Raw genomic sequence first — 16804 nt, forward strand, 5'->3', positions numbered from 1 at the left:
GAGCAGACCATGGCAGCCACCAAGACGAATTTCCGGGGGTCTTACACCGCGCTGGTCACGCCGTTCAAAGATGGCGCGCTGGACGAGGCAGGCTTTCGTGCGCTCGTCAGCTGGCAGATCGCCGAGGGCAGCAACGGCCTCGTTCCGGTTGGCACCACGGGCGAGAGCCCGACGCTGAGCCACGAAGAGCATTACAAGGTCGTCGAATGGTGCATCGACGAAGCCAAGGGCCGCGTGCCGGTGATCGCCGGCGCCGGGTCCAACTCCACCAAGGAAGCGGTGGCACTGGCAAAGCACGCCGAGAAGGCCGGCGCCGATGCGGTGCTGGTGGTGACGCCGTATTACAACAAGCCCACGCAAGAGGGCATGTATCAGCACTTCAAGGCGGTGAACGATGCGATCGGCATTCCGATCATCATCTACAATATTCCGCCGCGGTCGGTGGTCGATATGTCGGTCGACACCATGACGCGCCTGTATGAGCTGAAGAACATCGCTGGCGTGAAGGATGCCACTGCCGATCTCGCGCGTGTGTCCAAGCAGCGTCACGCGATGGGACCGGATTTCATCCAGATGTCCGGCGAAGACATGACCGCGCTGGCCTATATGGCGGCGGGTGGCCATGGCTGCATTTCGGTGACGGCGAATGTTGCGCCGAAGCTGTGTGCCGAACTGATGTCGCTGGTGCTCAAGGGCGACTATGCCGGGGCGCTCAAGGTCCAGGATCGCCTGACGCCGCTGCATGACACGATCTTCAAGGAGCCGGGCCTTGCCGGCGCCAAGCACGGCCTCGCTTTGCTGGGCCGCCTCAAGGAAGAGGTACGTCTGCCGCTGATGACGGTGACGCCGCCGACCGGCAAGGTGATCCGCGACGCCATGGTCTTCGCCGGCCTCATCAACTAGGCATCTGCATCAACCGGATGTTGAGTGATTTTGGCTGCGTCATCTCTCCCTATTTGTAAGCGCGTACTTATCGTTCGTTGAAAACAAAAAGGAATTGCAGATGCTGAAGGAATTTCGCGATTTCGCGATGAAGGGCAATGTGGTCGATCTCGCGGTCGGCGTGATCATCGGCGCGGCCTTCGGTGCCATCGTCTCGTCGATGGTGGCCGACGTCATCATGCCGATCATCGGTGCCATCACCGGCGGTCTCGATTTCTCGAATTACTTCACGGGTCTCTCAAAATCCGTTACGGCAACCAATCTGGCCGACGCCAAGAAGCAGGGCGCCGTGCTGGCCTGGGGCAGCTTCCTGACCCTGACGCTGAACTTCATCATTGTCGCCTTTGTCCTGTTCTTGGTCATCCGCTTCATGAACCAGCTGAAGCGCAACGATGCCGCCAAGCCGGCTGAACCGCCGAAGCCGACCCGTGAAGAAGAACTGCTGACCGAGATCCGCGATCTGCTCAAGAAGGCCTGAGCCCAAGGCTTGGGTCGGGCATTCGCGGCACCTATATTCGGTCAGCACGCTGAAAGTATTGAACGATGGCCGAAAAGAACGAACGCCCGATCAAGGTGATCGCCGAGAACCGCAAGGCGCGGTTCAACTACGCCGTCGAGGACACGGTCGAGGCGGGTATCGCCTTGACCGGGACCGAGGTGAAGTCGATCCGTAACGGCAAGAGCACCATTGCGGAATCCTACGCCGATCCGAAGGACGGCGAGATCTGGCTGATCAACTGCAACATCCCTGAATATCTGCAGGCCAACCGTTTCAACCACGAGCCGAAGCGGCCGCGCAAGCTGCTGCTGCATCGCAAGCAGATCAACAAGCTGATGGGTGCGGTAGAACGCCAGGGCATGACCCTTGTGCCGTTGAAGATGTACTTCAACGAACGCGGCCGGGTTAAGCTGCAGCTTGCGCTGGCCAAGGGCAAGCAGCTCCACGACAAACGCGCGAGCGAGAAGGACCGCGACTGGGGCCGCGAGAAGGGCCGTCTGTTGCGCGCGCGGGGATAAGGCTGGGCGTCGCCCATTCTTTCAAACAAGAGGATGAGATGACGCAAGGCAACCTGCTCGAAGTCGACTGGAGCAAGATTCCGGCGCCGGAAGACGACGGCGCCGCCAATCATCTGACCGGCATGACCATCCCACCGGTCAGCCTGCGCGCCACGAACGATACAGCGGTTACGCTGTCCGAACTCACCGGCCGCACCGTGGTGTTTGGCTATCCGCGCACAGGCGAGCCCGGCAAAATCGGGCTGGTCGATGACTGGGACATGATCCCGGGCGCGCGTGGCTGCACACCGCAAACCTGTTCGTTCCGGGATCTGTTCGCGGAGCTGAAGGCCGCTGGCGCTAAACATGTGTTTGGCCTGTCGACGCAGAGCAACGAATATCAGACCGAAATGGCCGGGCGGCTGCATCTGCCGTTTCCAGTGCTGTCGGATGAGCACCTTGAGCTGAGCGATGCGCTCAGCCTGCCGACTATGGATGTTGCCGATCAAACGATGATCAAGCGCCTGGCCATGATCATCGACGACGGCAAGATCACCCATGTGTTCTATCCGGTGTTTCCACCGGACCGGAACGCGGGCGATGTGCTGGAATGGATGAAGGCGAACCCGGTTTGATCGCGTTGTCGCGGTCGTAGCCCGGATAGCGCTTCGCTCGTCCGGGCTACAGGTTAGGCATCACTCAGATCCGCCTTCACCCGCGCAAACACCGCACGAAACATCTCGGGCGTCAGTACGCGCGTGTTCGTGTTGTAGCGCGAGCAGTGATAGCTGTCGTAGAGCTTGAAGCGGCCGGCATCGTGAACGGCGCCGTGCGCAAAAGGCGCTGTCACGGCGCGAAGGCCGAGCGTCCTCAGCATCGTGTCATGGGCGACGCGGCCCAACAGCACGATGGCGCGCAATCGCGGCATGGTGTCCATTGTGGCAATCAGAAACGGCCGGCAGGTGGTGATCTCGACGGGGAGCGGCTTGTTCTGGGGTGGTACACAGCGCACGGCATTGGTGATCCGGCAATCCTGTAGCGTCAGCCCGTCATCAGGGCGTGCTTCATAGGTGCCGGAGGCAAAGCCGAAATCCAGCAAAGTCTCGTAGAGCAGATCGCCGGCATAGTCGCCGGTAAAGGGACGCCCGGTACGATTGGCGCCCTGCACGCCGGGGGCGAGGCCCACGATCAGTAGTGCTGCATCCGAGGTGCCGAAGGACGGCACGGGGCCGTTGTAGCCGTCGGGGTCACGCTCGCGCACCTCCAGCCGGTACTCGACGAGGCGGGGGCACAGGGGACAATCGCGCCCGGGATCGGTGGAAGTGCCAGCGGAAATCGCGGTTGCGACCACCGCCGGCTGTTGTCTGCTGAGTTGCGTCTTAGTCTTCGAAATCTTCATCGCCTCGTGGCGCCATGGTGGTCGCGCGCTGCAGGAATTGCGGCGTCTGGTGACGCGGTTCGCGCGGAGCAGGGCGCTCTGCCGGATCGCGGCCGAGCTTGCTCTGCAGCTCCATGAGATCGGTAAACACGTCTGCCTGCCGGCGCAACTCGTCGGCGATCATGGGGGGCTGGCTCGAGATGGTGGACACCACGGTGACGCGGACACCGCGACGCTGCACGGCTTCGACCAGGGAGCGGAAGTCGCCATCGCCCGAGAACAGCACGATCTGGTCGACATGTTCGGCCAGTTCCATGGCATCGACGGCGAGCTCGATATCCATATTCCCTTTCACCTTGCGTCGGCCGGACGCATCGATGAATTCCTTGGTGGCCTTGGTTACCACCGTATAGCCGTTGTAATCGAGCCAATCGATCAGCGGCCGAATCGACGAGTATTCCTGATCCTCGATGATGGCGGTGTAATAAAAGGCCCGGACGAGGGTCCCGCGGCTCTGAAATTCCTTGAGGAGGCGCTTGTAGTCGATATCGAAACCGAGGGTCTTGGCGGTGGCGTACAGATTGGCGCCGTCGATGAAGAGTGCGATCTTGTTAGATGTGAGGGACATCAAGTTTTCTCATGTGGTTTGTTGTTGTTAGCGTTTTTGGCGCGACTTCGTCGTTGCGCATTTGAATCACATTTGTCGTCCGCTCTTCGTCGGATCGGCCTTATTGACGCCACGCAATCAGCTGGTCTGGAACTGCCCGAATATGCCGATCCATCTTCCCTTGCAATGAAGCCTTTTGGTGTCGAGATATCCGCTTCTGGCCAGATGGTGTCACCGCTTCTGCGGTCTTTTTGAGGGTACCATAGTGCGGCAGAAAACCAAGCCAAGAAGGACGCAATTCCAAATTGGTCCTTGCGAATGCCGCAAAGCCCCTATACCTACGGGACTTAATCATCATATTCGGTCCCACAACAAACGGAGCGACATTTTATGGCGCGCGTAACCGTCGAAGATTGCATCGATAAGGTCGACAACCGGTTCGACCTGGTGTTGCTGGCAGCACACCGGGCACGAATGATCTCGTCCGGTTCACAACTTACGATTGATCGCGACAACGACAAGAATCCCGTTGTTTCGCTGCGCGAAATCGCTGATCAGACCATTTCCCCGGAAGATCTCCGTGAGGAACTGGTCCATTCGCTGCAGAAGTTCGTGGAAGTGGACGAGCCAGAACCGGATACGATTCCGCTGATCGGCTCCGCCGGCGCCAGCGTCGATGCCGACGATACCGAAGTGGCTGTCGAGCGCATGACCGAAGAAGAGCTCCTGAAGGGTCTCGAAGGCCTCGCTCCGCCGGAAGAGCAGCCCGAAGAAGACGAGTAAAGCGATACACACGGTCTTTTGCTTAACCGTTTTGATTATCAGTCATCACAAAGGCCCGGACATGCGTCCGGGCCTTTGCTTTTGCAGTCCGTTTCGGGGCAAACTTGAGACGAAGAATCCAGGTCGCTGCTGACCGGATCGAACGAGGCTAGGATGGCGACTTCGCGCCGTAATAAACGGCAGATGCAGGCTGCGAACGACACGGTCGCCGCGGTCTCGCCAGTTTCGCCTGAAGCGCTGTCTGCAGAGACGCCAATTCCGGCCAAGGTGCCGCGGACGTCCCGTGTCCGGATGATGCGGCAATACGATCTGGTGGACCGCGTCCGGGCCTATAACCCGAACACCGATGAGGATCTGCTCAACCGCGCCTATGTCTATGCCATGGTCGCCCATGGCGAGCAGACGCGGGCCTCGGGCGACCCGTATTTCTCCCACCCGCTGGAAGTGGCAGCGATCCTCACCGACCTCAAGCTCGACGACGCCACCATCGTGGCGGCGCTGCTGCATGACACCATCGAGGACACCGAGGCCACCCGGACCGAAATCGACAAGCTGTTCGGCGCCGAAATCGGCGCGCTGGTCGAGGGCCTGACCAAGCTGAAGCGGCTCGAACTGGTGTCGCGCGAAGCCAAACAGGCCGAGAACCTGCGCAAGCTGCTGCTGGCGATCGCCGACGACGTCCGGGTCCTGCTGATCAAGCTCGCCGACCGTCTGCACAATATGCGGACGATGGAGTTCATGCCGCCGGCCTCGCGCCGTCGCATCGCCGAGGAGACCCTTGACATCTATGCGCCGCTCGCTGGACGCATGGGTATGCAGGCGATGCGCGAGGAGCTTGAGGAACTGTCGTTCAAGGTGCTCGATCCCGACGCCTATCTGGTGGTGATGCAGCGTCTGGACTCACTGACCGAACGCAATCGCAACCTCATCGACATGATCGAGAGTCATCTCTCCACGAAGCTGGAGAAGAACGGCATCGCGGCGCGGGTCACCGGCCGACGCAAGAAGCCGTTTTCGATCTGGACCAAGATGAAGCGCAAGTCGGTGGGCTTCGAACAGCTGTCGGACATTTACGGCTTCCGCGTCGTGCTGCAGGACATGGAGGCGTGCTACCGGGCGCTCGGCGTGGTGCACACGACCTGGCCAGTGGTGCCCGGCCGCTTCAAGGACTACATCTCGACGCCGAAGCAGAACGACTATCGCTCGATCCACACCACGGTGATCGGCCCCGGCAACCAGCGCGTCGAACTGCAGATACGCACCGAGGACATGAACAGCATCGCCGAATACGGCATCGCCGCGCATGCGTTCTACAAGGATGGCATCGGCTCGCCGACCGAAATGCTCAAGCGCGAATCCAACGCGTTCTCGTGGCTGCGCCATACCATCGGCATTCTCTCGGAGAGCACCAATCCGGAAGAATTCCTGGAGCATACCAAGCTCGAACTGTTCCACGACCAGGTGTTCTGCTTCACGCCAAAGGGCAAGCTCATCGCGCTGCCGCGCAATGCCAATGTGGTCGACTTCGCCTATGCCGTGCATACCGACGTCGGTAACAGTGCAGTTGGCTGCAAGATCAACGGAAAATTCGCGCCGCTGTCGTCCGAACTGCAGAACGGCGACGAAGTCGAAGTGCTGACCTCGGCCGCACAGCAGGCGCCGCCATCCGCATGGGAAGGCCTGGCGGTCACTGGCAAAGCGCGCGCCGCCATTCGCCGTGCGACGCGAACAGCGGTCCGTGATCAATATGCCAGCCTTGGCCGCCGGATCGTCGAGCGCCTGTTCGTGCGCGCCAAGATGGAATATTCGGACGACCAGTTGAAGGGCGCGCTGCCGCGTCTGGCGCGCACGTCTATCGACGATGTGATGGCCTCGGTCGGCCGCGGCGAATTGCGCGCCGCCGACGTCGCGCGTGCGATGTATCCCGACTACAAGGAAGAGCGCATCGGCCGCTTTTCGGCCAACAACAAGAAGTCGACGGCGGACAAGGTCAGAACGCCGGATGGCGCGGCACGCTTCACCTCGATCATCTCGATCGGTGGCGTCGATTCCGATCTGCCAATTAAATTCGCTCCGAACGGTGGCGCCGTGCCGGGCGACCGTATCGTCGGCATCGTCACGCCGGGCGAGGGCATCACGATCTATCCGATCCAGTCACCGGCGCTGAAGGATTTCGAGGAAGAGCCGGAGCGCTGGGTCGACGTGCGCTGGGATATCGATGAATCCTCGCCGCAGCGTTTCCCGGCCAGACTCTTTTTGCAGAATGTCAACGAGCCCGGCAGTCTGGCGCAGATCGCCCAGGTGATTGCCGACCATGACGGCAATATCGACAATATCAGCATGCATCGACGCTCGCCCGATTTCACCGAACAGACCATCGATCTCGGGGTCTACGACCTCAAGCATCTCAGCGCGATCATCAATCAGTTGCGCGCCAAGGCTGTTGTCGCCAAGGTCGAGCGGGTCAATGGGTAGCGTCTTCCCTTAAGGTTTTCTGGAATTCCGTCATGTCCTCATCCTCGCTACGCCTCGGCGTCAACATCGATCACGTCGCGACCCTGCGCAACGCGCGGGGCGGCAAGCACCCGGATCCGGTCCGCGCTGCGCTGGAAGCCATTTCGGCAGGGGCCGACGGCATCACCGCGCATTTGCGCGAGGATCGTCGCCATATCCGCGATGCCGATATGGAGCGACTGAAGGCGGAGATCTCCAAGCCGCTGAATTTCGAAATGGCGGCGACGCCGGACATGGTGCGGATCGCGCTGGCGGTGAAGCCTCATGCCGTCTGCCTGGTGCCGGAGCGGCGTGAGGAGCTGACCACCGAAGGCGGCCTCGACGTGGTCGGCCAGCGTGAATCGCTGGAGCCATCAATTGCGCGCTTCACCGAAGCCGGCGTGCGGGTGTCACTGTTCATTGCGGCTGATCCCAAGCAGATCGAAATGGCCGCTAAACTAAAGGCCCCCGTGATCGAACTCCACACGGGCGCTTGGTGCGACGCGATCACCGATGGTGATACGGCCAAGGCCGCCAACGAGTGGCAGCGCATTGCCGCCGGCGCCAGGCTGGCGAAATCCGCAGGCCTGGAAGTGCATGCCGGCCATGGCCTCGACTATGCGACCGCCGAGACGATCTCGGCGCTGCCCGAAATCATGGAGCTGAACATCGGCTACTATATGATCGGCGAGGCACTGTTCATTGGCCTGTCCGATACGGTGCGTCTGATGCGCGCGGCGATGGATCGCGGGCGGATGCAGTCCAAGAGTGCGCCATGATCATCGGCATCGGTTCCGATCTGATCGACATTACGCGCGTTGCCAAGGTGATCGAACGCCATGGCGACCGCTTCCTCGATCGCATCTTCACCGAGGCCGAGCGGGCGCGGGCACAGCGCCGCGCCAAGAGCGAGAGAATGGTGGTCGCGACCTATGCCAAGCGTTTCGCTGCCAAGGAGGCCATGTCCAAGGCGCTGGGCACCGGTATCCGTCAGGGGGTCTGGTGGCGGGATATGGGCGTCGTTAATCTGCCCGGGGGCAAGCCCTCCATGAAGCTCACCGGCGGTGCGCTGGCTCGTCTGCAGGCGCTGATACCGCCCGGCCACGACGCCCAGATCGATCTGTCGATCACGGACGATTGGCCCCTGGCGCAGGCTTTCGTCATAATTTCGGCCGTCCCGTCGCCCAAGCCCTGAGGGCTGGCCGGGAGCGGCACCTGAAGCGGTGCGATCACAAGCCGGCACGTCAAACTGGCGGGAAATAGCGGCTTTTCGGGGCGGTTCATTGCACCGTTACCAACAACCGTTTAAACCTGCGAGGACACCGAACCGACGCCAATTCTCGCTGACGCCGCTCATGGCATTTGCAGGACTTTGCCGTAATTATATGAATCTAATGCATTTTTTGTGCGAGGCGCGACGCCGTCTTGCCCCAAAATGCGCTACCAGCCGCGCGGCGACGCTGCGGGAATCGGGAAAGCGATGAGTGTGACATCCGGGACCAAGACTGAAAGCGGCGTCGGCGAGACCATCCGTGTTGTCATCAACGCATTGCTGATCGCGCTGGTGATCCGGACCTTCCTGTTCCAGCCCTTCAATATCCCGTCGGGCTCGATGAAGGCCACGCTTCTGGTCGGCGATTACCTGTTCGTCTCGAAATATTCCTACGGCTACAGCCACTATTCGATCCCGCTGTCGCCGAATATCTTCTCCGGCCGCGTCTTCGGTTCCGAGCCGTCGCGCGGTGACGTCGTGGTGTTCCGTCTGCCGAAGGACGACTCCACCGACTACATCAAGCGCGTGATCGGTCTGCCCGGTGACCGCGTCCAGATGAAAGAGGGGCTACTCTACATCAACGAGAAGCCCGTGCAGCGCGAGCGTATGAGCGACTTCGTCGGCGAAGATCCGTGCGGTTCCGACGCAACGGCGCGCGTCAAGCGCTGGAAGGAAACGCTGCCCAATAACGTCACCTATGAGACGCTCGATTGCGTCGACAACGGTTTCTACGACAACACCAATGTCTACACCGTGCCGCCTGGCAATTTCTTCATGATGGGCGACAACCGCGACAATTCGACGGACAGCCGCGTGCTGTCGGCCGTCGGCTATGTGCCGTTCGAGAATCTCGTCGGTCGCGCGCAGATGATCTTCTTCTCGATCGCCGAAGGCGAACACGCTTGGCAGATCTGGCGCTGGCCGACCGCCGTACGCTGGAATCGAATTTTCTCTATCGTGCGATGACCGACGACTCCAACAATCCCATCGAGACCGCGCCGAAGACCGACGAAGTTAGCTCGACGACCGAGGCTACGCCGGAGACGGCTGCTGCCCGGAAGAAGAAGGCACGCGCAGCGGCGAAGGTCGCCGCAGCCGAGATCGAAACGCGCATCGGCCACAGCTTCAAGGATCCTCTGCTGCTGGCGACAGCCTTCACCCATGTGTCGGCCCTGAAGTCGCAGCGCAGCCGGACCGAGAGCTACCAGCGTCTCGAGTTTCTCGGCGACCACGTACTCGGCCTCGTGGTCTCCGACATGTTGTTTCGCGCCTTCCCGAATGCGGATGAAGGCGAGTTGTCGAAGCGGCTCGCCGACCTCGTCCGCAAGGAAGCATGCGCCGACGTCGCGCGGCTGTTGGGTCTCCTTGAGGGTATCAAGCTCGGCACGGTCGGCGCCGGCGCCGGTCAGCGGTTGCGGAAGTCGGTCCTCGGCGATATCTGCGAAGCCGTGATCGGCGCGATCTTCCTCGATGGCGGCTATCCGGCTGCGGAAAGTTTCGTGCAGCGCAATTGGACCGAGCGCATGCGCAAGCCGGTCCGTCCGCTGCGCGATCCCAAGACGGTGCTGCAGGAATGGGCCCAGGGCCGCGGTCTGCCGACACCGGCCTATCGGGAGGTCGAACGATCCGGTCCGCATCACGATCCGCATTTCAAGATCGAGGTGGATGTGAAGGGTTTTGCGCCTGCCGAGGGCGAGGGCGGCAGCAAGCGCGCCGCCGAGAAAGCCGCAGCGCAGGCGATGATTGCGCGTGAAGGCGTCAGCAGTGGCGGCAATGAAGGATAATGTCGTGAACGATGCTGAACCAGACCATGAGTCCGCAGGGACACCTACCGAGACCCGTTGCGGCTTCGTTGCGCTGATCGGCGCGCCCAATGTCGGCAAGTCGACGCTGGTCAATGCGCTGGTCGGCTCCAAAGTCACCATCGTCTCGCGCAAGGTGCAGACCACGCGCGCGCTGATCCGCGGCATCGTGATCGAGAACCACGCCCAGATCATCCTGGTCGATACGCCCGGCATCTTCCTGCCGAAGCGGCGCCTCGATCGGGCGATGGTCAAGACGGCATGGAGCGGTGCGCATGATGCCGACGTCGTTTGCGTGCTGCTCGATGCCAAAGCGGGCATCAACGAGGAAGCCGAGGCGATCTTCGCGCAGCTTGCGAGCGTCAATCACCCGAAGATCCTCGTGATCAACAAGGTCGACATCGTCTCCAAGGAAAAGCTGCTGAAGCTGGCGCAGATGGCCAACGAGCGCCTGAAGTTCGAAGAGACCTTCATGATTTCGGCGATGACCGGTGACGGCGTCGACGACCTGCGCCGCAGGCTCGCGGCTGATGTTCCCGCCGGCCCGTATCATTATCCCGAAGACCAGATGTCGGATGCGCCGATGCGGCATCTCGCGGCGGAAATCACCCGCGAGAAGATCTTTCGCCAGTTGCATCAGGAACTGCCGTACCAGTCGACGGTGGAGACCGATAGCTGGACCGAGCGCAAGGACAAGTCGGTACGGATCGAGCAGACGATTTTCGTCGAGCGCGAAAGCCAGCGCAAGATCGTGCTCGGCAAGGGCGGTGCGACGATCAAGCAGATCGGTGCGGACTCGCGCAGGGAGCTGACCGAGATCGTGGGCGCGCCCGTGCATCTGTTCCTGTTCGTGAAGGTGCGCGAAAACTGGGGCGACGATCCCAATCGTTATCGCGAAATGGGCCTCGAATTTCCTCACGAGTGATCGAGGAGCGATAATGGAAGTGCAGCCGACAAGATGACCGCTCCCGCCAACCTTCCGAAGAACGTCTTCTATTTCGAAGTCCTGCTCTACATGTCGCTGATCCTCGACGCGCTGTCGATCGCGTTCCAGGACCGCACGCCTGACCTTGCGATGTCCGAGAGCACCATCATGGCGGCGAATCTGGTCGCCGCCTGCATGCTGTTGTTCTTCGTCTGGCTCGTGTGGCTCGCCGCCTATCGCCGCAAGGGCTGGCCGCGCTGGGTGCTGGTGGTGTCGCTGGCCTTCTCGGTATTGTCTCTGTTTCAGGTGCTTGGCCTGTACGGACTGCAGTTCGACAGTGCGATCGAGATCGTGTCATGCATCCTGACCGGGCTCGGACTATATTGCGCCTTCACCGGCGACGCGAAAACGTGGTTCAAGGCCTGATCGCATTTGCTGCGGCGGCTGCCGAATTCCTGTAAACTGCCCCCATGGAATGGACCGATGAAGGCATCATCCTGGGCGTGCGGCGGCATGGCGAATCCAGTGCCATCGTCGAATTGCTGACGCGTAGCCATGGTCGTCATCTCGGCCTGGTGCGCGGCGGTGCGGGGTCAAAGATGCGACCGCTACTGCAACCCGGCAATAGCGTGCAGGCGATATGGCGGGCGCGGCTGGACGAACAGCTCGGCTATTACCTGATGGAAGGCACGTTGATGCGTGCCGCGACGCTGCTGGGTTCGTCCCATGCGGTCTACGGCATCACCCATCTCGCCTCGCTGGCGCGGTTGCTGCCGGAGCGCGATCCGCATGAAGACATCTACGAGACGCTGGAGCGCATCCTGGATGACTTCGATGATGTCGGCGAAGCCGCGCTCCATGTGATCCGGTTTGAGCTGGCGATGTTGACCGAACTCGGCTTCGGCCTCGATCTGGAGAATTGCGCCGCCACCGGCGTGACCTCTGACCTGATTTACGTGTCACCCAAATCTGGCAACGCAGTGTCCCGGACCGCGGGTGAACCGTATCGCGACCGGCTGATGCGGCTGCCGTCATTCCTGCGCGAGAGTGAAGACGGCCAAAACAGCATCTCCGACCGCGACCTGCAGGACGGCTTCGACCTGACCGGGCGCTTTCTGCTCCGCAACGTGCTGGAACCGCGCGGGCAGGGCCATTCCGACGCCCGCGAAGGGTTCATCAACGCGGTGACGCGGCACCTCGCGCGAATCTCATCGTCCTGAGGCAAGTTCGACATTGGCGAATGCCGGATTCGCGTCTATGTTCCGTGCGTTGACGGGTTGATAGGAAGATATCGCATCCAGATGCTGGTTCGTCTGACCAGAGTGCAGCGGCTGAGAGCAGGGTGGTTCGTCGCCCTGGTTTATTTGTTGTGCGTGCTGGCGCCGACGATCTCCCTTGCCTTGCCGGGACAGCACCCGGTCGCGCCGTGCCTGACCGGCGAAAGTCATATGACCGGCATGGTTCATGTTAACAGCAGCGCGTCGGCGCACATGCATGGCGATGGTCACGCGCACGATCATTCTGACGCGCACGCATCAGCAGCACACGCTGATGGCGACCACGCATTGACGGCGATCGACGATGCCTCCGGTTCGCACAAAGTGCCGCATTCACCGAACGGTCCATGCTGCGGCCTGATGTGTATTTCCGCACTGCCGGCACCGCTGACTGACATCGTGACCCCTTCGGTGCCGACGGTTCTTCGTGTCACCGAAGGCTATCGCGCGGTCACCGACAGTGCGCCCGCCCGGCTCTACCGCCCTCCCATTTCCTGATCTGATCGTATCGACGCGGTGCCGTGCCCGCTAAGGGCACGCGGACCTGTGATCCATCGTCATTTCAGGAAAATAACATGCTTGCGCAGCTTGGGGCGAAGCTCGCCGCCGTTTGTTCGGTGGTCGGGAAGCTATTCGATATCAGATTTGGAATCCTCGCAGCGATGACCGCTGCCAGTATGTCGCTCGGTGGCTGCATGCCAGTGACCGCACCGTTGGCTGGCGCCGACCCGGCAGATCCCGGCACCAAGGTCGCTGGTGTCGGCTATCGTTCCACGGTGGCTCCTTACAGCAGCCTTCGGCCGGTTGCCCCGTCGTCATGGCGGGAGCAGAACGAACGCGTCGCTCCTGTGCTGAAATCTGGCCGGTAGGGGCACGTCATGTTCAACAAGCATCACAAGTCGCGCACGCATGCGCGCCAGTTCGGTTCAAGGTCTGCAGCCGGCATTACGCTGCTATCGACGCTGTTGCTGGCGGGATGTGCATCGTTCTCGCCTGATGGCGGTATGGGCGTCGTCGCCGGGGTCGCAAGCGAGACCATCAACAAGGACGTGATTGCGATCCGGACGCCGGATGACGCACAACGTGCCGATGCAACCGTCAAAGCTCTGCAGCGGCGGCCACTGACAGTCGACAGCGCGGTCCAGATTGCGTTGCTCGGCAATCGCGGCCTGCAGGCGGCCTATAATGAATTGGCGCTTGCGGAAACGGATCTCGTCGGCGACAGCCTGCCGCCCAATCCGACATTCTCGATCTCGCGCATTTCCGGCAACGGCGCGCTGGAGATCGAGCGACAGGTCGTCGGCGATATTCTCGCGCTGGCGACACTGCCGTTCCGCTCCGAGATCGCCCGTCAGCGATTCCAGAAGGCGCAATTGCGCGCCGCGGAAGAGACGCTGCGGCTCGCAGCCGATGTTCGACGCGCCTACTACCGCGCGGTCGCTGCCAACGAACTTGTCGGCCTGCTGACGGACGCCAAGTCGACGGCGGAAGCCACAGCGCAACTCGCGCAGAAGCTGGGCGAGACCGGATCGCTGAACAAGCTCGACCAAGCCCGCGAGCAGGTATTCTACGCGGAGACGACCGCCGATCTCGCAACGCTCCGCCAGGAGGCCACGAGTTCGCGCGAGCGTTTGATCCGTCTGCTCGGACTCTGGGACACCGATATCGGCATCAGGCTGCCGCAAAAACTTCCAATACTGCCGCGCCAGCCGCTGTCGTTGCCGCGCATCGAGGTCGATGCCGTTGCACACCGCATTGACCTGCAGATCGCCCGCATTGAACTCGCTGCTCTCGCCAAGTCGCTGAACCTCACTGAAGCAAGCCGGTTCGTGACGTTGCTCGACGTCGCCGGCATCGACCGCAAGACGCGTGATCCGGAGGGGGCGCCGTTCCGCGAACGCGGCTTCGACGTGCAGTTCCAGATTCCGATCTTTGACGGTGGTGAAGTGCGCGTTCGACAGGCCGCAGAAATCTACAATCAGGCCTTCAACCTGTTGACCGAGAAGGCGGTGAATATCCGCTCCGAAGCCCGCGATGCCTTCAGGGTCTATCGCTCGACCTACGATATCGCCGGTCACTACCAGCGCGAGGTGCTGCCGCTCCGCAAGATCATCTCGGAGGAGATGCAATTGCGCTTCAGCAGCATGCAGGTCGATGTATTCGCGCTGTTGACCGAGGCCCGCCAACGCATCGCAGCTTTGCGCGCAGCCATTGAAGCCAAGCGCAATTTCTGGCTCGCGCAGTCGGAACTGCAGACCGCGATCAATGGCGGCGGCCGCAGCGAACCATCATCCGAAACAAGATCCGCGACGGCCGCGCAGGCGTCCAGTGGAGGAGGGCACTGAAATGGAGAAAACCATGTTGTCCCGGCGAAACTTTCTCGGCACAGCCACGGTGCTTGCCAGTGCGGCTGCGGTGACCGGCCGCGCCCAGGCGGCGAGTATTCCCGAAGCGCCGATGATGGACAAAGTAACGATGCAGCCGCCGCTGCATCCGCCGAGCGGGCCCAACTACAATCCGGTGGTTACGCTCAACGGCTGGACATTGCCGTGGCGTATGAATGGCGACTGGAAGGAATTCCATCTGGTCGCCGAGCCCGTCGAGCGCGAATTCGCGGACGGCATGAAAGCATATCTCTGGGGCTACAACGGCCAGTCGCCGGGGCCGACGATCGAAACTGTCGAAGGCGACAAGGTTCGCATCTTCGTTACCAACAAACTGCCGGAGCACACCACCGTGCATTGGCACGGTGTGATCCTGCCAAGTGGCATGGATGGCGTCGGCGGGCTGAGCCAGCCGCACATCAAGCCCGGCAAGACCTTCGTCTACGAATTCGAGATGAAGCACAGCGGCACGTTCATGTATCACCCGCATTCGGACGAGATGGTTCAGATGGCGATGGGCATGATGGGGATGATGGTCGTGCATCCACGCGACAACAGCTTCCGGCCCGTCGATCGCGATTTCGTCTTCATCATGAGCAGCTATCTCATCGATCCCGGCACCTATCTGCCGAAGGTCAACGAGATGACCGACTTCAATATGTGGGCGTGGAACAGCCGCGTCTTTCCCGGCATCGATCCGTTGCCGGTTCGTCTCGGCGATCGCGTGCGGATACGGGTCGGCAATCTCACCATGACCAACCATCCGATCCATCTGCATGGCCACAAGTTCGCGGTCAGCTGTACCGATGGCGGATGGGTGCCTGACAGCGCGCAATGGCCGGAAGTCACCACTGACGTGCCGGTGGGGGCGATCCGCGCATTCGATTTTGTCGCCGACAATCCCGGCGATTGGGCGTTCCACTGCCACAAGTCGCATCACACCATGAATGCGATGGGTCACGACGTCAGAAACTTGATCGGCGTCTCCAAAAAGGATCTGGCGAAGGCAGTCGGCAAGCTCGCGCCGGATGCGATGGTGATGGGATCCACCGGCGGCGCCATGGGCGAGATGGAGATGCCGGCGCCGGATAACACGCTGCCGATGATGACGGGATCAGGACAGTTCGGCCCGATCGAGATGGGCGGCATGTTCAGCATCATGAAGGTGCGGGACGGGCTCGCGCGCGACGATTACCGCGATCCCGGTCCTTACGATTTCCCGAAGGGCACGGTGGCCTATGAGATCGAGGCGCCCCCAAGCGAAGCTCCACGACAGACGGGCGTGAAGGACAAAACCATCAAAGGCCAGGGATCGAAACCGATGGACATGAAGAAGGGCATGAAAATGAAGGGAATGTAGGGCCAGGACTGCACATCGTCATCACAGACAACAATCAACACGGAAAACTGAAATGAACGAGACACGAAAATACATCGGTTGCGGCGTCATGCTGGCCGCGATGGCTTACTCGGCTGCTGCTGCGGCCCACGACAAGCACGGAGGATATTCGGCTGGCGAACCCGGCGATCCCAAAAAACCGGCGCGGGAGATTGTCGTCAGCATGAACGAGATGGATTATTCGCCTGCGGTCATTGAGGTGAAGCGCGGCGAGCAGATTCGCTTCGTCATCCGTAACGCGGGGACAGAAGCACATGAATTCCTGCTGGCGACCACGGCAGAGAATCTGAAGCACGGCGAAGCGATGAAGAAAAATCCCGATATGGAGCATGACGAACCCAACGGCCTGCGTCTCGCCGCCAAGAAGTCCGGGGAAATCCTGTGGAAGTTCTCGAAGGCAGGGACGTTCGAATATTCATGCCTGATCCCGACGCATCGTGAATTGGGGATGACCGGCAAGGTCATCGTGAAATAGGCCGATGCAAATAGTTCAATCTCAAGCAAGGACCGCCCTATGAAGACCAATGGATCTGTCGCGCTTGTCG

At 61.2% G+C, this 16804-nt stretch carries 20 protein-coding genes; 18 read left to right on the forward strand and 2 right to left on the reverse strand.

Annotated features, from left to right (window positions below; genetic code table 11):
* Window positions 1-9 precede the first annotated feature (9 nt).
* The 4 genes from dapA to LPB73_RS09180 all read left to right on the forward strand — a co-directional run bounded on the left by dapA (window position 10) and on the right by LPB73_RS09180 (window position 2573).
* Window positions 10-903 carry a 4-hydroxy-tetrahydrodipicolinate synthase gene (dapA, locus tag LPB73_RS09165; protein ID WP_231080360.1) on the forward strand — a complete coding sequence of 298 codons (894 nt, stop codon included), beginning with the start codon at window positions 10-12 and terminating at the stop codon, window positions 901-903.
* Window positions 904-1003: 100 nt separating this feature from the next.
* Entirely contained in the window at window positions 1004-1420 is a 417-nt protein-coding gene (mscL, locus tag LPB73_RS09170; protein WP_175368489.1) for a large conductance mechanosensitive channel protein MscL, read from the forward strand.
* Window positions 1421-1485: 65 nt separating this feature from the next.
* Window positions 1486-1959: an SsrA-binding protein SmpB gene (smpB, locus tag LPB73_RS09175; RefSeq protein WP_068732465.1), complete on the forward strand. Its 474-nt coding sequence runs from the start codon at window positions 1486-1488 to the stop codon at window positions 1957-1959.
* 38 nt (window positions 1960-1997) lie between these two features.
* Window positions 1998-2573 (forward strand): peroxiredoxin, encoded by a 576-nt coding sequence (locus LPB73_RS09180; protein ID WP_231080361.1) that lies wholly within the window; start codon window positions 1998-2000, stop codon window positions 2571-2573.
* A 53-nt stretch (window positions 2574-2626) separates the two neighbouring features.
* Here LPB73_RS09180 and LPB73_RS09185 read toward each other — a convergent pair whose 3' ends face one another.
* Together LPB73_RS09185 and LPB73_RS09190 are read right to left on the reverse strand one after the other, a co-directional pair.
* Window positions 2627-3337 (reverse strand): uracil-DNA glycosylase, encoded by a 711-nt coding sequence (locus LPB73_RS09185; protein ID WP_184517695.1) that lies wholly within the window; start codon window positions 3335-3337, stop codon window positions 2627-2629.
* Window positions 3318-3944: an NYN domain-containing protein gene (locus LPB73_RS09190; RefSeq protein ID WP_068732474.1), complete on the reverse strand. Its 627-nt coding sequence runs from the start codon at window positions 3942-3944 to the stop codon at window positions 3318-3320. The genes LPB73_RS09185 and LPB73_RS09190 overlap by 20 nt, the downstream gene beginning before the upstream one ends.
* 369 nt (window positions 3945-4313) lie before the next feature.
* On the opposite strand from LPB73_RS09190, the gene rpoZ reads away from it, so the two are divergent.
* From rpoZ to LPB73_RS09260, 14 genes are all read left to right on the forward strand, one after another.
* Entirely contained in the window at window positions 4314-4706 is a 393-nt protein-coding gene (gene rpoZ, locus LPB73_RS09195) for a DNA-directed RNA polymerase subunit omega (RefSeq protein WP_068732476.1), read from the forward strand.
* Window positions 4707-4859: 153 nt separating this feature from the next.
* Window positions 4860-7181: a RelA/SpoT family protein gene (locus LPB73_RS09200; protein ID WP_120292108.1), complete on the forward strand. Its 2322-nt coding sequence runs from the start codon at window positions 4860-4862 to the stop codon at window positions 7179-7181.
* A gap of 32 nt (window positions 7182-7213) precedes the next feature.
* Window positions 7214-7978, forward strand: coding sequence for a pyridoxine 5'-phosphate synthase (locus LPB73_RS09205; protein WP_231080362.1), 765 nt, complete (start codon window positions 7214-7216; stop codon window positions 7976-7978).
* Window positions 7975-8394 carry a holo-ACP synthase gene (gene acpS, locus LPB73_RS09210; RefSeq protein ID WP_231080363.1) on the forward strand — a complete coding sequence of 140 codons (420 nt, stop codon included), beginning with the start codon at window positions 7975-7977 and terminating at the stop codon, window positions 8392-8394. The genes LPB73_RS09205 and acpS overlap by 4 nt, the downstream gene beginning before the upstream one ends.
* 285 nt (window positions 8395-8679) lie before the next feature.
* Entirely contained in the window at window positions 8680-9438 is a 759-nt protein-coding gene (gene lepB / locus LPB73_RS09215; protein ID WP_089264616.1) for a signal peptidase I, read from the forward strand.
* On the forward strand, window positions 9435-10256 hold the full coding sequence (rnc, locus tag LPB73_RS09220) for a ribonuclease III (RefSeq protein ID WP_089263817.1): 822 nt from the start codon (window positions 9435-9437) through the stop codon (window positions 10254-10256). The genes lepB and rnc overlap by 4 nt, the downstream gene beginning before the upstream one ends.
* Window positions 10246-11199 carry a GTPase Era gene (era, locus tag LPB73_RS09225; RefSeq protein WP_231080364.1) on the forward strand — a complete coding sequence of 318 codons (954 nt, stop codon included), beginning with the start codon at window positions 10246-10248 and terminating at the stop codon, window positions 11197-11199. Before rnc ends, era begins: the two co-directional genes overlap by 11 nt.
* A 33-nt stretch (window positions 11200-11232) precedes the next feature.
* Window positions 11233-11625 carry a hypothetical protein gene (locus LPB73_RS09230; RefSeq protein ID WP_089263819.1) on the forward strand — a complete coding sequence of 131 codons (393 nt, stop codon included), beginning with the start codon at window positions 11233-11235 and terminating at the stop codon, window positions 11623-11625.
* 44 nt (window positions 11626-11669) lie between these two features.
* Entirely contained in the window at window positions 11670-12419 is a 750-nt protein-coding gene (gene recO, locus LPB73_RS09235) for a DNA repair protein RecO (RefSeq protein WP_089263820.1), read from the forward strand.
* Window positions 12420-12500: 81 nt separating this feature from the next.
* Window positions 12501-12974 (forward strand): hypothetical protein, encoded by a 474-nt coding sequence (locus LPB73_RS09240; protein ID WP_231080365.1) that lies wholly within the window; start codon window positions 12501-12503, stop codon window positions 12972-12974.
* A 77-nt stretch (window positions 12975-13051) separates the two neighbouring features.
* Entirely contained in the window at window positions 13052-13345 is a 294-nt protein-coding gene (locus tag LPB73_RS09245) for a hypothetical protein (protein WP_231080366.1), read from the forward strand.
* 9 nt (window positions 13346-13354) lie between these two features.
* The gene (locus tag LPB73_RS09250) at window positions 13355-14821 is read left to right on the forward strand and encodes a TolC family protein (RefSeq protein WP_231080367.1); all 1467 of its coding nucleotides are present in this window, start codon (window positions 13355-13357) and stop codon (window positions 14819-14821) included.
* Window positions 14822-14834: 13 nt separating this feature from the next.
* On the forward strand, window positions 14835-16220 hold the full coding sequence (locus LPB73_RS09255) for a multicopper oxidase family protein (protein ID WP_231080368.1): 1386 nt from the start codon (window positions 14835-14837) through the stop codon (window positions 16218-16220).
* Between the two features lie 52 nt (window positions 16221-16272).
* Window positions 16273-16734, forward strand: coding sequence for a cupredoxin domain-containing protein (locus LPB73_RS09260; protein WP_231080369.1), 462 nt, complete (start codon window positions 16273-16275; stop codon window positions 16732-16734).
* The last annotated feature ends 70 nt before the right edge of the window (window positions 16735-16804 follow it).

Source organism: Tardiphaga sp. 37S4, assembly GCF_021044645.1.
GTDB classification, from domain to species: Bacteria; Pseudomonadota; Alphaproteobacteria; order Rhizobiales; family Xanthobacteraceae; genus Tardiphaga; species Tardiphaga robiniae.

Excerpts from the sequence above, each read along its gene's own strand:
- LPB73_RS09185 (WP_184517695.1), bottom strand. The coding sequence starts at position 3,337 with ATGAAGATTTCGAAGACTAAGACGCAACTCAGCAGACAACAGCCGGCG.
- LPB73_RS09205 (WP_231080362.1), top strand. The coding sequence starts at position 7,214 with ATGTCCTCATCCTCGCTACGCCTCGGCGTCAACATCGATCACGTCGCG.
- era (WP_231080364.1), top strand. The coding sequence starts at position 10,246 with ATGAAGGATAATGTCGTGAACGATGCTGAACCAGACCATGAGTCCGCA.
- LPB73_RS09180 (WP_231080361.1), top strand. The coding sequence starts at position 1,998 with ATGACGCAAGGCAACCTGCTCGAAGTCGACTGGAGCAAGATTCCGGCG.
- acpS (WP_231080363.1), top strand. The coding sequence starts at position 7,975 with ATGATCATCGGCATCGGTTCCGATCTGATCGACATTACGCGCGTTGCC.
- LPB73_RS09245 (WP_231080366.1), top strand. The coding sequence starts at position 13,052 with ATGCTTGCGCAGCTTGGGGCGAAGCTCGCCGCCGTTTGTTCGGTGGTC.
- LPB73_RS09230 (WP_089263819.1), top strand. The coding sequence starts at position 11,233 with ATGACCGCTCCCGCCAACCTTCCGAAGAACGTCTTCTATTTCGAAGTC.
- LPB73_RS09250 (WP_231080367.1), top strand. The coding sequence starts at position 13,355 with ATGTTCAACAAGCATCACAAGTCGCGCACGCATGCGCGCCAGTTCGGT.
- LPB73_RS09200 (WP_120292108.1), top strand. The coding sequence starts at position 4,860 with ATGGCGACTTCGCGCCGTAATAAACGGCAGATGCAGGCTGCGAACGAC.
- recO (WP_089263820.1), top strand. The coding sequence starts at position 11,670 with ATGGAATGGACCGATGAAGGCATCATCCTGGGCGTGCGGCGGCATGGC.
- LPB73_RS09255 (WP_231080368.1), top strand. The coding sequence starts at position 14,835 with ATGTTGTCCCGGCGAAACTTTCTCGGCACAGCCACGGTGCTTGCCAGT.
- dapA (WP_231080360.1), top strand. The coding sequence starts at position 10 with ATGGCAGCCACCAAGACGAATTTCCGGGGGTCTTACACCGCGCTGGTC.
- mscL (WP_175368489.1), top strand. The coding sequence starts at position 1,004 with ATGCTGAAGGAATTTCGCGATTTCGCGATGAAGGGCAATGTGGTCGAT.
- LPB73_RS09240 (WP_231080365.1), top strand. The coding sequence starts at position 12,501 with ATGCTGGTTCGTCTGACCAGAGTGCAGCGGCTGAGAGCAGGGTGGTTC.
- rpoZ (WP_068732476.1), top strand. The coding sequence starts at position 4,314 with ATGGCGCGCGTAACCGTCGAAGATTGCATCGATAAGGTCGACAACCGG.
- lepB (WP_089264616.1), top strand. The coding sequence starts at position 8,680 with ATGAGTGTGACATCCGGGACCAAGACTGAAAGCGGCGTCGGCGAGACC.
- LPB73_RS09260 (WP_231080369.1), top strand. The coding sequence starts at position 16,273 with ATGAACGAGACACGAAAATACATCGGTTGCGGCGTCATGCTGGCCGCG.
- smpB (WP_068732465.1), top strand. The coding sequence starts at position 1,486 with ATGGCCGAAAAGAACGAACGCCCGATCAAGGTGATCGCCGAGAACCGC.
- rnc (WP_089263817.1), top strand. The coding sequence starts at position 9,435 with ATGACCGACGACTCCAACAATCCCATCGAGACCGCGCCGAAGACCGAC.
- LPB73_RS09190 (WP_068732474.1), bottom strand. The coding sequence starts at position 3,944 with ATGTCCCTCACATCTAACAAGATCGCACTCTTCATCGACGGCGCCAAT.